Annotated in this window: 11 protein-coding genes; 4 read left to right on the top strand and 7 right to left on the bottom strand. The window is 47.6% G+C overall.

Features of this window, described 5'->3' with window-relative positions; genetic code table 11:
* Positions 1-31: 31 nt before the first annotated feature.
* From ACM6JA_RS20505 to ACM6JA_RS20495, 3 genes are all read right to left on the bottom strand, one after another.
* Positions 32-1,435 carry a hypothetical protein gene (locus ACM6JA_RS20505; RefSeq protein ID WP_414853814.1) on the bottom strand — a complete coding sequence of 468 codons (1,404 nt, stop codon included), beginning with the start codon at positions 1,433-1,435 and terminating at the stop codon, positions 32-34.
* Positions 1,432-1,989, bottom strand: coding sequence for a sigma-70 family RNA polymerase sigma factor (locus ACM6JA_RS20500; RefSeq protein ID WP_414854159.1), 558 nt, complete (start codon positions 1,987-1,989; stop codon positions 1,432-1,434). The genes ACM6JA_RS20505 and ACM6JA_RS20500 overlap by 4 nt, the downstream gene beginning before the upstream one ends.
* Positions 1,990-2,143: 154 nt before the next feature.
* Positions 2,144-2,884: a GNAT family N-acetyltransferase gene (locus ACM6JA_RS20495; protein WP_414853813.1), complete on the bottom strand. Its 741-nt coding sequence runs from the start codon at positions 2,882-2,884 to the stop codon at positions 2,144-2,146.
* A 143-nt stretch (positions 2,885-3,027) separates the two neighbouring features.
* Here ACM6JA_RS20495 and ACM6JA_RS20490 point away from each other — a divergent pair, with 143 nt between their 5' ends.
* The gene (locus ACM6JA_RS20490) at positions 3,028-4,200 is read left to right on the top strand and encodes an NAD(P)/FAD-dependent oxidoreductase (protein WP_414853812.1); all 1,173 of its coding nucleotides are present in this window, start codon (positions 3,028-3,030) and stop codon (positions 4,198-4,200) included.
* 46 nt (positions 4,201-4,246) lie between these two features.
* Positions 4,247-5,113 carry an RNA polymerase sigma-70 factor gene (locus ACM6JA_RS20485; RefSeq protein ID WP_414853811.1) on the top strand — a complete coding sequence of 289 codons (867 nt, stop codon included), beginning with the start codon at positions 4,247-4,249 and terminating at the stop codon, positions 5,111-5,113.
* 90 nt (positions 5,114-5,203) lie between these two features.
* Here ACM6JA_RS20485 and ACM6JA_RS20480 read toward each other — a convergent pair whose 3' ends face one another.
* From ACM6JA_RS20480 to ACM6JA_RS20470, 3 genes are all read right to left on the bottom strand, one after another.
* The gene (locus ACM6JA_RS20480) at positions 5,204-5,770 is read right to left on the bottom strand and encodes an SMI1/KNR4 family protein (RefSeq protein ID WP_414853810.1); all 567 of its coding nucleotides are present in this window, start codon (positions 5,768-5,770) and stop codon (positions 5,204-5,206) included.
* A gap of 29 nt (positions 5,771-5,799) precedes the next feature.
* Entirely contained in the window at positions 5,800-6,372 is a 573-nt protein-coding gene (locus tag ACM6JA_RS20475) for a histidine phosphatase family protein (protein WP_414853809.1), read from the bottom strand.
* 99 nt (positions 6,373-6,471) lie between these two features.
* Entirely contained in the window at positions 6,472-8,538 is a 2,067-nt protein-coding gene (locus ACM6JA_RS20470; RefSeq protein WP_414853808.1) for a methyl-accepting chemotaxis protein, read from the bottom strand.
* Between the two features lie 248 nt (positions 8,539-8,786).
* Here ACM6JA_RS20470 and ACM6JA_RS20465 point away from each other — a divergent pair, with 248 nt between their 5' ends.
* A complete protein-coding gene (locus tag ACM6JA_RS20465; protein WP_007723525.1) occupies positions 8,787-9,356 on the top strand; it encodes a DoxX family protein in 570 nt (189 codons plus the stop codon).
* A 234-nt stretch (positions 9,357-9,590) separates the two neighbouring features.
* Entirely contained in the window at positions 9,591-11,222 is a 1,632-nt protein-coding gene (locus ACM6JA_RS20460; RefSeq protein WP_414853807.1) for a peptide ABC transporter substrate-binding protein, read from the top strand.
* Positions 11,223-11,279: 57 nt separating this feature from the next.
* Here ACM6JA_RS20460 and ACM6JA_RS20455 read toward each other — a convergent pair whose 3' ends face one another.
* Positions 11,280-12,299: a vWA domain-containing protein gene (locus tag ACM6JA_RS20455; protein ID WP_414853806.1), complete on the bottom strand. Its 1,020-nt coding sequence runs from the start codon at positions 12,297-12,299 to the stop codon at positions 11,280-11,282.
* Positions 12,300-12,318: the final 19 nt, after the last annotated feature.

The raw sequence follows: 12,318 nt of genomic DNA, 5'->3' as shown, positions 1-12,318 counted from the left end.
ACCAGACCTCCTGGTTCGTGCAAAGGCTTTCTTATTTCGTAATAGGTATTACACCTTTAAGGGGAAATCTCTCAAACTCCAGTCCGCTCATCTCCAGCTGATACGTATCCTGTTTCGGTACCTTGTAAGTAAGCGAAACGGTCTCCAGATTCTCTGCGACAATGAAATCCTTGTAGTACTGACCGTCTACACGCAAGTTAATCTCTTCCGGTCCCTTGTTCGGGATGACGATGAAAAGCTTGCCTTTGTCATAATACACCTTTTCTATGTTCAGCTTTTTCTTGTTGCCAAATGGAATGCTTTGCGGATATTTGGCATTCCGATCCAGCACGATGTTTTCTCTAATGGACTTATTCGCAGATACCTCGTCGAATCGAAGCTCGAGTTTTTTCGGAACGTCTTCAAAGAAGAGAGATGGGAAAAACTGCATGGTATACTTGTCGCTGCCCTGAACCCGGGTAGCATCGCCACCTCGAACCCGTTCCAGATTCTCATTGAATCGGTCATCCATTGCCGGATATTCCTTTCCATTCCCATCTACCAGCTTCACATTCTCCAAGCGATACAACTCGAATCCATCCTGCAAAGCAGCTTCCAGCTCCGCTTCCATCACCGTCGGAGAAGCCATGATCTGATTTACTTTCAGCCTCGTCAAGAGGCTGTCTGTTTCTAGCACAGCCTCTACTTCTGCATCCGGTTGGATTACTTTTTCTGCTACAGTGACGGACCTTGGCAGGGGCAACAACAGCTCGGCTACCACTTCATCAGCTTCTTTCTTGCGCATATCTACAATTTGCACAGGCAGAACGGGCTTCGTCTGATTCATGAACTCCCGCATTTTTTTCTCGTCAATTCGGTAATTCGGTGTGATGATAAGATAATGCACACCATCGATTAATTGAAAATCTTTCGGAGCATGACCTACTTCTATCAGCTCCCCCAAATCTACACGAAGACTCCCATAAAGCATCTCGCTTCTTTTCGATTCGTCTGGAATTCGCGCAATCTCCTCCATTTTTTCACCGGAGATTAACAGCGTAAACGTAATCCGTCTGTGATCGACCATGGCATCCCTGATCTGATAAACAAAACCGTCCTTCTCCAATTTCACCTCAGGCAGAATCGGATAGCCGTTCTTCAAAGCATGCATGAAACCTTCATCTGGCGTGATCCATTCAAATACTTCCTGGCCTCGCTCTGCACCAGTCAGTCCCCACAAACTTCCATCGAAGGGCTGAACAATCTGGAAGAATAAAGTAGCAGCAACTGCCACTCCGGCTGCCCAAGAGGTTACCTGCCAGCGACGGCGACGCTTCTCACGCTGAATTTTTGTGAGTACTTCCTGCTCGAATTTTTCCAAATAAAACGGATATTTTTCACGAACGGATTGCTTTGCTGATTGACTCCATTCCCTCCACATGCGATCGTCGCTCATCCTTTTACCTCCTTCGACATAGTCTCCTTCAATTGCTTTCTGGCTCGATGCAAACGCGTACGGACGACCTCCTGCGAAACCGCGAGAATGTCCGCCACTTCCGCAATCGACAGGTCTTCGTAATAGTGCAAGAGGATAACCTGCCTGTACTTCGGTGCGAGGGATTGAATATACGTGACGACCTCTTCCCGCTTCATCCGGTTCAAAATCTCTTCCTCTACCTGATTGTTTGCCTGCCGATCCAGCAGGTCGCCCAGATGATCATCCATCGTCGGAAAAATGTTGCGAAAGGACCACGACCGAAAATGCTTTTTGCTTTCATTCATCGCGATCTTGTAGAGCCAATGCTTGATCTGTCCGTCCCCGCGGAACTGATCGAGATGCCGATATGCTTGGATAAACACGTTTTGGGTAATATCGTCCGCCAAGGCATGGTTCTTTACCGTGAGACTCACCAGATGAAAAATCTTCTCCCCGTAATGCTGCATCAGCCATTTCAGTCTGGCTTCCCTTGTAACCTCCAGACTCGCTGGCATTGTTTCTGCTTCGTTCAACCCGTTCACCTCATCCGTTGATTGCTTGCTAGTAGGTATGATCCGTCTCACGGCAAAAAGGTGACAGAAATGAAAAAGAAACCGCTGTGGCTTCCACAACGGCTACTTCGCTGTTTGTTCTTCCTTTTCCAAAAACCAAACCTTTTGGATCGATCTATAAAAAATGCTGCATCCAAATATTCGGCTCGATATATACCACTTCGTCCTTTTCAACGTCAACCTGCACGGGAACTAATGCGTCTGGAATGATGTATGATCCGGACTCCGGGAATTTCATCCCTGTCCAGCTTTCCCAATCCGTCAGGCTTCCTCTGATCAGCATGGATTCCGGCGCTACCTGCATGATCGTCGCTCCCAGTTTCCAATGCGTGCGTACCCACGGATCAAACGGGGCGTCATCCGTTGTTTTCCACTGAACGTACTTGTCCATGGGCGTGAGCGGGTACTTGTGCTTAAGCGATGGACGTACGGGTGCCACCAAGTATGCCAAGCCATTTTCCTTGGCGATATCCTTCATCGCCGTAACCATCTGCTTGCTGAGACCGTGTCCACGATAGAGGGGATCGATGGAGATAGAGAGTGCCGATAACGCGTTTGGCTGTTTTTCTTGGCGGTAGTCTTCAATCCCTTGCAGAAAGACATCATCCCACCCTTTTGGCAGCCCTTCCGAAGTGCCATCCCAATAAAATGGAATCGCATTTCCTACAGCGATCACTTTGTCAGCCTCATCCGTCAGCATGAATTGATAAGGAGAGAACCAGTCATACAGATGACCGTAATATTCGTTAGCCACTTCGTCATTTAGCATGAAGGCAGACCAGCTTGCTTCGATTAGTGCATCAGCTTGATCGTTTAGATCTGATCTTTGTGCGAAAGTGTAGATGTTGTATGACATGCTTGGAATCCTCCTACAAACGCAGATGTCTAGCTTCCCATCTAATCCCTATTCGATTTTCTTCGACGTTTTCCTCTTGCGGTGTGTCACACAATCGCTCCCTCTCTCGTTATATGGTCAAACCAAACGAGGAGCTGATTGGCATGAAAGAACAAACATGTGTGATTGTCGGAGGCGGGTACGCAGGTATCCACGCACTAAAAGCCGTTCGCGATACGTGCAAAGGACGCCCGATACGCTTCATCTTAATCGATAGAGAGCCTCATCACCTTCGCAAAGTCCTGTTGTTCAAACCAGCTGCTGCCAAAACAGATATCTCGATTCCACTAAAAAGCCTGTTTCCAGAGGGCGTCGAATTCGTCCAAGGTACAGTCACGTCGATCAAAGGGAAGGAGAAAACCCTCTTATTCCGGAACAAAAACGGTCAAGAACAGGCGTTGCCCTACGACATGCTCATCCTGGCAGTAGGAAGCGTCATTCGCCAACCGGAGCCAGAACAAGGCGGCATCGCTTTGACGGGCGTCGAGGCGGCCGAAGCGGTTCGGGATAAGTGGCTTGCCAACATGCGCCAAGCCGTCCATGAGAAGCAGCCATCCGAACGTGAGCGATTGTTGACGATTGCCGTTGCGGGAGCGGGTATCAGCGGGATGGAGACCGCTGCGGAGCTGGCTTTCGCTATGCGCGAGGAAGCGAAGAACCTCGGCATCCATCCTGATGAAGTCCACGTCTATCTCATCAACGCACAAAATCGTTTGTTTACGGAAGGCCCTGCCAAAATGGGGCGCAAGCTGGAGAGTGCACTCACAGATGGCGGCGTTACCATTCTGCATGGTCAAAAGGCACTTCATGAACGGGACGGAATGCTGACGCTAGCCAGTGGTCGTACGCTTGCTGTCGGGTTGTGTGTCTGGTCGCTCGGACTCTTGCCCAATCCCGCATTGCGCAGCATGGGCGTGCCACTGACCACACTCGGACAGGTGGTCGTCGATGAATCCTATCGTGTTGCGGGAACACCGGGGGTGTACAGTATTGGCGATTGTGCGCGCATCGTAGATCCAACCAGCGGGCAAGCGGACACGATGACATGTAAGGAAGCCTCCGGGCAGGCGATACGTTTGGGCAAAATTGTGCTGGCTGACTTGGATGGCACCCCTGCCCCCGCACACAAAAGCTACATGGACATTTACTGCGTCGGACTCGGCCCTGAACGCGGAATGGTTTGGACGAGAAAATGGGGACTCGATATCATTTTGACAGGGAAATTAGGGTGGAAGCTTCGCCAGTTCACCTGGAATGTTGCCAGCATGATAAAATAGGAAAAAAATAGGGACGTACGAAGATACAAGAGGAAGTGACACAGCCATGGAGGCTCTGTACAAACAATATAAGGGGCTCATGTTCCGCCTCGCCTATCAGATGCTCGGCTCGGCCACAGATGCAGAGGATATCGTGCAGGACGTATTCGTGAAGGCCCATGATGTCTCGCTGGAACAGATGGCCGAACCGAAGGCCTACCTGTGCAAAATGACCACAAACCGCTGCCTCGATTTGTTAAAATCGGCCCGCAAAAAACGAGAGCTGTATACTGGACCATGGCTGCCAGAGCCCATCTCTACCCCTGATGCAGACAGCTATGATTCTGTCATTACTAAAGATTTGCTATCCTACGCGATGCTCGTCCTGTTGGAGCGGCTGTCTCCCCCAGAACGAGCGGTATTCGTTCTCCGAGAAGCCTTTGACTTCCCATACGACGAGATTGCCGAGTTGGTTGGAAAAACCGAAGCGAATTGCCGCAAGATCGTTAGTCGGGCTAAAAAGAAAATGGGGATTGACCCAGAGGAATCTCATCTCACCCCAGAAAAAGAGCTCGGCGAAGAATGGATCGGCCGTTTTCTGTCTGCGCTGGAGCACGGAAATGTCGAGACATTGCTCACTCTGCTTGCCACAGATGCGGTATTGCTCTCCGACGGCGGCGGCAAGGTCACCGCAGCCCTGCATCCGATCTTGTCTGGCGAACGCGTGGCTTCCTTCTTATTCGGCTTGATACGCAGCTTATCGAAGCGTCCAGATATCTCTGTGGAGCTCGCACCTTTGAACAACCAGACTGGCTTTCTGATTAGACAGGACGGCAAAATCGACACTGTGGTGTTTTTGCATATCGAACACGGAGTCATTCGTAACCTCTATTTTGTCAGAAACCCTGATAAGCTAAGATTCATAGAGTCGTAGTCGGCTCCTAGCGTAACAAAACGATTCTCACAAAAACCTCACAAGCAAAACCCTCTTTCCTATTTTCGTGAAAGAGGGTTTATTTTCGCGTCATGCACGATCTAAAAAAGTGTGGTCAAAATAAGTTTTGAAATTCGGATATAAAAAAATCAGTGATTCTTTCAGTTCGTTGCGTTCTGTATTTTCGTCATCCATTTCAAACAAAATTTCATGGTCAATCTCATAGATTGCACACTTCTCTTCATCTGGACTTTCTTGTAAATCGATACATCGTAGTTTACCGTACTCCGTATCCCATGAAAAAGGAAGGTAGCCTAACTTGCAAAGTAACGGGTTGTATATATCCTTAATACGATCAAAAGGCTCATCAATCCCTTGTTCAGGAATGACGTCGAAATAATGATGGTAAGTAGAAATGAAGGCTTTATACCACTCCAGGAATTTCACCCCAAATTCTTCTTCGAGTGCAGCCACATCCTCGTGACTTACGCTAGAAGGAACCAGCTTCCATCTGGACCATTCTTCATCGATATCAGCTACCTTCATGACATCAGGGACGTCTGGCCGCATCCATCTGCAAAAACCTTCCTCTGTCACTTGGTTATATCGAGCATAGTAAGCTTCAAAACCACTCTTGATATACTCTCTTATATCCATATGGTAAGCCTCCTCTTTCCTATAGGAAGTCAGTTCTTCCATAATCGCTTCGTTTCCACGAGCACTTCGCCCTGAAATTCCATCTTGTAAATATCAGGCTTAGACGTCGTCAATAAAAAATCCAAATCGTACTGACTGTCAAAGTACCCCATCATCAATGTCATAACGGCACCATGCGTTCCGATTACAACTTTCTGCCCTCTATATTGCTCTAAAATTTTTCGCAACGCACTTACCACACGATTCCGACAAATTGCGATGGACTCTCCTCCAAGTACAGAAAAGTCTGGCTCAGTAAACATCCTCTTTACTAATGGATACAATTCGCTATCAGCCATGATTTGATTGTTTCCGATAAAAACGAGTTCTCTCAGCTCTTCTAAAACGACGATCTCTTTCCCTAGGGACTGGGCTAGTTCTTCTATGGTTGCCATTGCCCTTTGATACGGACTTGAAATGAACGCATCTATCCCCTCGTCTTTCAACAATTGAGTAATGAAACGGGCATCTGACCAACCTTTTTCAGTCAGTCCTCGTGTTCTTTCGTCCCCTTCGGTTTTTGGTGATTCTCCGTGCCTGACCATGTAAATATAGGTTTTCATGCCTAACCTCCGTGGAAACTTTTTTTCCGCCTACATCCTTCCTGCAAATATATTACAACAAAAACCCCCTTCCCGGTTTTCACCAGAAAAGGGGCATTCTTAGATTTTGAACCGATGCACGATCTCTTCCATCGTCTGCGTCAAGCCGACATTTCGCTCTGAAATAGCCGCGACCTGTTGATTGTTATCCGCAATAATGCGAGATTGCTCTGTGATCGACTCCACACTGTGGGCACTTTTCTCCATCGAGTTCGTCACTTGCTCCACGACAGAAACCACACTGCTGATTGTGGAATTCAACTCTTCAAAAGACGCATTGAATTCTTCCAGCAACGTATAGAAACGATGCGCATCCAAATTGTACTTCTCCGATGTTTCCATCATGCTATCATAGTCAGGAATGACCCGCGTTTCGATAAAGTCCAATACGCTCGACGAATGAGTCGCCAAATTGTCTACGGATTTGCCCGTGACCTGGATAATGCGTTGAATATCAATCACGACCTCAGACGATTGCGTCGCCAGTCTCCGTATCTCATCCGCTACGACAGAAAACCCTCTACCGCTGTCTCCCGCACGTGCAGCTTCAATCGCCGCATTCAATGCCAACAGATTCGTCTGCTCGGAGATTGTGAGTATCGCCTCTGCCAACAGATTGATTTTTTCCATCGATTCCTTCGAGTCGGTGATCGCAATTTCCGTTTGCGCCTTTACATTCATATAGAGCTCTGTCGTCATTTTATCCGCAGCCAATGCATGTTCCCGCAAAGCAGTTGCCCGCGAGCTGACATCCTGCGCGGTCGCAGCCGCTACTTCTGTTCTTTTCGTAATCGAGTGAATGACGGTCTCCATGTCGTTCAAGGTCGCATTCATCTCTTCTGTGGCCGCCATCGTCTCCTGCATATGGGCGAGCAAGATGCCCGTAGCCTCCGCGGTTCCGCTGGACTGCTCGCTTACTTTGTTCGTAGCTTGCTTCGCGCTTTGCGCATTTTCAGCGACCGAGCGGGACACGGCTGCCAGCTTGCTCACAACCTCGCTCAATTGCACACGCATGACAATGATCGACTGTGCCGTCAATCCTATCTCATCCTGCGTGCCCTGCTCGTTCACCGCCATTTTTTTTCGCAAATCAAATTGAGCCGTCTGCGTAATGATCTCCCTCATTTGATCAATCGGACGGGTAATCCAGCGACTCAGCAAGAAGGATAGAAGCAACGCTCCTGCCACAGAACATACCAGCTTCCAGACAACGGACTCCAGATTGTCCGCCAGCTTCTGGTTCAGCTCCGTATTATCATACACAATCTTGATGACACGTGATCGGCTGAGGTCATTGGAATCTTTGCCTAGCTTGTACGGGACGAGGCGATAAGTGAGATCTTTCTCCTCTGTTTTTTCATGAAACTCTTTGATCTCTTGAGATTGGTATGCTTCCGTAAAAATCGGCAAGTGACTATCAATCACCCGCAAGGCTTTCCCGTCGCTCCCTGTTCTCCCCAAAGCGTAACCATCATGAGAAAAGACCAGAATGTCTTTCACCATGTCGTATTTCTCCGTGATCGCTTGGGACACAGCCAAGAAATTAAAGGTCTGGAAAAGCGCGCTGTCCTGCAAATTCACACTGACTTCAAACAGGTACTTCTGGTCAAACGTAGGGAGATAAGCGAACTTTTTGATTTGACCTGTATTGACGGAAACCTCCATGCCATCGGCAGAAAACTCATTTCCATCGATCCGCTTTTTCAACAGCTCCGTAAATGCCCCGGCATTGCTGAAATCAAGCCCAATATCGGTTCTGACGCTGGAATGAACGACCTTGATATTTCGGTCAATGATGAAAATATCCATCCCATACTGCTCACGCAGGGCTGCATAGTCCCACGTCTCCACTCCTGGATTTTGCCGATAATTATTTGTTAACACTTGCAGTGTTTGATGCATGCGGGTTTCCATGTCTTTCTCAAAAACGCCGTATGCCATATCCACATTCTTCACTGAATTCGTGACATGATCCTCTACCAGCTGGTACTGTACCGCTTGGTCAGAAATAATATTCGCCTTGAACTGAGCATAGTCAATAATAGACAACACAATGGCTACCAGCATCGTAAATAAAGAAATCATCAAGGTAAGCTTAGTACGAAAAGACATCCACATTCGTTTCATAAGTCTGCTCCAAGAGGTTTTATTTTTTAACATAACTTAACATAATTTACCACATCTTAACTTGTCAATCCTTTCATGAGTTTACTGTATTTTGGCAATATATACACTAGGATTTACCATTAACACCGTGCTTATAGTGTCAATGAACACCGTATGAACTTATGCCCAAAACCGCACTACACCGCCATTTGTTGTGTTAAAATCAGCTCGAACAAAGATGTGCAAAACGTATGTAGGAGGACACCCACATGCAAAATCGTCAAAACGAAATTATTATTCCTGAAAATCCTGTTTCACACTTCCTATTCACCAGCACAAAATCGGCTGCGCTCTGGTTGATCATCAGACTGTATGTCGGCTATTCATGGATTACTGCGGGATGGAAAAAAGTCCAGTCCGATAGCTGGACCGGAGATGCGGCTGGCGGCGCGATTCAAGGGTTCGTAAAAGGCTCCTTGGCAAAAGCAGCCGAAGGAAAGGACGTAACGGGGTGGTACGCCTGGTTCCTGGAAAATATGGTATTGCCAAATGCCAAGGTGTTCGGCTTCCTCGTTGCTTGGGGTGAGGTACTCGTCGGACTCGGCTTGATCCTCGGATGCCTGACAGGGATCGCAGCGTTTTTCGGCGGCTTGATGAACGTCAGCTTTCTGTTCGCAGGAACGGTCAGCACCAACCCACTCCTTTTTGTTTTTGCCACTTGGCTCGTTCTGGCTTGGAAGGTTGCGGGCTGGTATGGTCTTGATCGCTGGGCACTTTCTTATCTCGGAACACCTTGGACGAGAAAATCGCGCGATGGTGTTTTGCCGATGAACAAGTAATCCTTTCTTCCCTCCCTAATGACAAAGCCACCTTTTACGGGTGGCTTTTGTTGTCCCTTCAGATCGATAGTTAATGAAGTAACGGACAAATTGTATGAATTTATTCCGAAAGGTAACCGTGATTTCTGATGAATATTTATACATTATGTTGAATGACTGACTGATTGCTGTGCATTATTCTTTTGAGGAACTATAAATTTTCTTATTTTTCAAATAATTTAACAGGAGGACAGTATGAACAAGTGGCTACTAGGCATTTCTACTGCTGTTTTGTTATTTAGTCTCTCAGTCGGCTGTAGCTCGAAGCCCACCGACAATATCCAATCCCCTCCAGCGGAAACAACAGCTAAGCCTACTACTTCAGAGCCAATGGTCTTGCAATGGAGCATCACCGGGGAGCCGTCTACGATGGATGCCGGCATTGCAACAGATTCGACCTCGATGGACATGATCAATCTCACCTTCGAAGGACTGACCAGCGTCGACCGTCAAGGCCAGATGATCAACGCCATCGCGGAGAGCTACACGCATACTCCTGACTTCACTCATTTTACTTTTACCATTCGAAAGGACGCCAAATGGAGCAATGGCGATCCTGTTACCGCTCACGATTTTGAGTACGCCATCAAGCGCAATCTCGACCCCAAAACCGCTTCCGGCTACGCGTATCAGCTCTTCTATATCAAGGGGGGCGAGGACTTTTACTCCGGAAAAGGCAAGCCAGAAGACGTCGGGGTAAAGGCAAAGGACGACTACACATTAGATTTCACCTTGCGCTCACCAACACCGTTCTTCCGCGAATTAACCTCATTCACTACCTACTACCCACTTCATAAAAAGACCATCGAGAGCAACCCCCAGTGGGCAACAGAAGCCAAAACGATTGTCGGCAATGGCCCGTTTATCATGGATACGTGGGAGCACAAGTCCAAGCTCACCTTCAGCAAAAGCCCTACTTATTGGGACAGCGCCAACGTCAAGCTAGATCAGATCCATATTGTCATCATCGAGGATAACAACACCGCTCTGTCCATGTTTGAAAATGGCGATCTGGATTGGGGAGGCTACCCTTCCTTTGGCTTGTCACCGGATGCAGTCGGACAGATTAAAGAAGAAGGCAAGCTGCTCGTCGCAGATAACCCCGGCACCAAAGCCGTCATCTTCAATACAGAAAAGCCCCCTTTTACCAACAAAAAGATTCGCCAAGCGTTTTCGTATTCCATCAACCGACAGCAACTGGTAGATAACATCCTACAGACTGGTGTTCCGCCCGCTTATGGCTGGGTTCCCGTTTCCATGGGGTTGAATCCGGATGGCTACTTTAAAGAAGATGTGGCGAAGGCCAAGCAGCTTTTGGCAGAAGGCATGAAAGAACTCGGGCTGACTCAATTCCCTAAAGTCACGTACTACTACGACACCGGAGAAACGGACAAGAAGCTAGCTCAAGCACTCCAAGACGAGTGGAAGAAAACACTGGGGGTCGACATTGACATTCGCACCTCAGAATGGAAAGTGTTCAACGAGGATGTCCAAAATGGCAAATACGACTTCGGCATCTGGCTATGGGGAGCCGATTTCAACGACCCGATCAATTTCCTCGAAATGTACAAGGACTTGGGTGGCAACAACGTCGTTCGCTTCGACAACAAGGAATACCGCGATCTGCTCAATAAGAGCTACTATGAATCCGACGAGCAAACGCGCAAGCAGCTGATGTTTGACGCCGAAAAAATTCTCATGGAAGAAATGCCGCTGGCACCACTGCACTTCCGCGGCAACGCTTATGTGAAAAACGACAAGGTGAAGGACTTTGTAATCTTCCCTCTCGGCGGTTCCTACTTTAAATACGCGTATATTGAAAAATAATAGAGCGCGGGCATCCTCTCTATGCGAAACAGATAGAGAGAGATTCCCGCGTTTCAATCATAAATACTGAGCGATAATCCGAACTAACTTTGCAGGGAACTCATGTAAATTTGTAATATCCAAAAATCTTTCATTCCCATAGATTTCACTTATCACATCCTTGTCTTGACCGATTGCGGCTGCAAGAAATTTAACTCCTTTTCGTTCATATTCCTGTATGGTCTGTCTCATATCTGTAACAGCGTAGCTTCCGGTATAGTCATCCATTGCTTTCGGTTGTCCGTCACTTATGCTAATCAACAGTTTTGTCTTTTGGGGGGAAGCGGCTAATCGTTCCGCCATAATTCTAAGCGCCATTCCATCGCGATTATTACTTCGCGCATGTATCCTCATTAACCTGAAGCGATCATTGGCATCCGCTTTATCGAAGTCGGCATAGGCAAAGATCGACATTTGCTCCAATCTGGAAACATCCGCAGTATCGCCGTAGATCAAAATGGGGATATGACAAAGCTGACAATATTCATATACGGCGATCACTGCTCGTTTTGCTGCTTCTAATCTCCCGTAAGCCGACATAGATGCGGATTCATCAACCCTAAGACCAACTACAAGAGAAGGGGATTCTGTTGGAGGACGTTTCTTGGCAAAATACTTGTAATCCCTGTAAGCAACGCTGTCTGCTTGAAATTTGCTGCCGTAGTAACGATTCCTCGCAAAGTCGGAAGATATCTCATGTTCCAGATACGGAAGTGTCTTTCTAGCAATCTCTTGCACGATAGGCATGAGTCCCTGACAAAGACGAACATATTCCTGTTGGTTTTCCTCATCGTAGTCTGGACGGTGAACAATGAGCTTTACTTTTTTATGAATCGAATCGGAAACGACCTCTCTTGCATCTCGATTCAGCCTTTTACGGAAATCGCGTTCCTTTTGTTTCGCTTCCTCTGACATGGATTCAGGATTTGCCTGATGATATTTGGGAGGGCCATCTTCTCCCAAACCCGAACGTTCCATATGAGTAGAATCATCAGAGACACGGGAAGAGCTTTCGTCACTATCGGCAGATTTTTTCAATGCGATTCCCTTTTCCCCT

Source organism: Brevibacillus sp. IT-7CA2, from assembly GCF_949767855.1.
Lineage (GTDB): Bacteria > Bacillota > Bacilli > Brevibacillales > Brevibacillaceae > Brevibacillus.
The sequence above is the reverse complement of the archived record's forward strand: the minus strand, read 5'-3'. Positions and strand labels throughout refer to the sequence as shown.

Coding starts and splice junctions, on each gene's coding strand:
- ACM6JA_RS20505 (WP_414853814.1), bottom strand. CDS start 1,435: ATGAGCGACGATCGCATGTGGAGGGAATGGAGTCAATCAGCAAAGCAA.
- ACM6JA_RS20495 (WP_414853813.1), bottom strand. CDS start 2,884: ATGTCATACAACATCTACACTTTCGCACAAAGATCAGATCTAAACGAT.
- ACM6JA_RS20490 (WP_414853812.1), top strand. CDS start 3,028: ATGAAAGAACAAACATGTGTGATTGTCGGAGGCGGGTACGCAGGTATC.
- ACM6JA_RS20485 (WP_414853811.1), top strand. CDS start 4,247: ATGGAGGCTCTGTACAAACAATATAAGGGGCTCATGTTCCGCCTCGCC.
- ACM6JA_RS20480 (WP_414853810.1), bottom strand. CDS start 5,770: ATGGATATAAGAGAGTATATCAAGAGTGGTTTTGAAGCTTACTATGCT.
- ACM6JA_RS20475 (WP_414853809.1), bottom strand. CDS start 6,372: ATGAAAACCTATATTTACATGGTCAGGCACGGAGAATCACCAAAAACC.
- ACM6JA_RS20470 (WP_414853808.1), bottom strand. CDS start 8,538: ATGAAACGAATGTGGATGTCTTTTCGTACTAAGCTTACCTTGATGATT.
- ACM6JA_RS20465 (WP_007723525.1), top strand. CDS start 8,787: ATGCAAAATCGTCAAAACGAAATTATTATTCCTGAAAATCCTGTTTCA.
- ACM6JA_RS20460 (WP_414853807.1), top strand. CDS start 9,591: ATGAACAAGTGGCTACTAGGCATTTCTACTGCTGTTTTGTTATTTAGT.